Genomic DNA, 1,363 nt, shown 5'->3' with positions numbered 1-1,363 from the left:
GACCATTGGCTCCATTTCATTAGGGTTGGTTGTATTCAATGTTCTACTGCATGCCGTGAGCATCATATTAACGGTGTTAGCCCTGGGGAAAAGTGAAAACAATGGAATCTGCAAGGGAACTGTAGTGAGGGAATATAATGAAACAGTTAGGATAGAGAAAGTGACTCAATGGTACAATACTAGTGTAGTCGAATATGTACCGCATTGGAACGAGGGCACTTATATAAATAACACCGAACCAATATGTGATGTCAAGGGCTTTGCACCGTTTTCCAAGGACAACGGGATAAGAGTTGGCTCCAGGGGACATATTTTTGTCATAAGAGAGCCTTTCGTCTCTTGTTCACCTGTAGAGTGCAGGACTTTCTTCCTCACTCAGGGAGCTCTACTCAATGACAAACACTCAAATGGAACAGTGAAGGATAGAAGCCCATTCAGAACTCTCATGAGTGTCGAAGTGGGTCAATCACCCAATGTATATCAAGCCAGGTTTGAAGCTGTAGCATGGTCAGCAACAGCCTGTCATGATGGCAAGAAATGGATGACGATTGGTGTAACAGGGCCAGATTCTAAAGCAGTAGCAGTAGTCCATTACGGAGGGGTGCCTACTGATGTTGTTAACTCCTGGGCAGGAGATATATTAAGGACTCAGGAGTCATCTTGTACTTGCATTCAAGGTAATTGTTATTGGGTAATGACTGACGGTCCTGCCAATAGACAGGCGCAGTATAGAATATACAAAGCAAATCAAGGCAAAATAATTGGCCAAACAGATGTCAGCTTTAGTGGAGGACATATTGAGGAATGTTCTTGTTATCCAAATGATGGTAAAGTGGAATGCGTGTGTAGAGACAACTGGACGGGAACTAACAGGCCTGTGCTAGTTATTTCGCCTGATCTCTCTTACAGGGTTGGGTATTTATGTGCAGGATTGCCCAGTGACACTCCAAGAGGGGAAGATGCTCAATTTGTCGGTTCATGCACTAGTCCCATGGGAAATCAGGGATATGGCGTAAAAGGTTTCGGGTTTCGACAGGGAACTGATGTGTGGGTGGGGCGGACAATTAGTCGAACCTCCAGGTCAGGATTTGAAATAATAAGGATAAAGAATGGTTGGACGCAGACAAGCAAAGAACAGATTAGAAGGCAGGTGGTTGTTGATAATTTGAATTGGTCGGGATACAGTGGGTCTTTCACTTTACCAGTAGAATTGTCTGGGAGGGAATGTTTAGTTCCCTGTTTTTGGGTCGAAATGATCAGAGGCAGGCCAGAAGAGAGAACAATCTGGACCTCTAGTAGCTCCATTGTAATGTGTGGAGTTGATCATGAAATTGCCGATTGGTCATGGCACGATGGAGCTATT

1 protein-coding gene is annotated in these 1,363 nt (G+C 44.3%); it reads left to right on the top strand.

The genetic code is table 11. From position 1 onward, the window contains the following. A partial coding sequence (locus tag AN957_RS00005; protein WP_156341107.1) for a hypothetical protein occupies nt 1-1,363 on the top strand: 1,363 nt, incomplete at both ends.

Source organism: Cytobacillus solani (genome assembly GCF_001420595.1).
GTDB lineage: Bacteria > Bacillota > Bacilli > Bacillales > Cytobacillaceae > Cytobacillus > Cytobacillus solani.
This window is presented reverse-complemented; position numbering and strand designations above follow the sequence as displayed.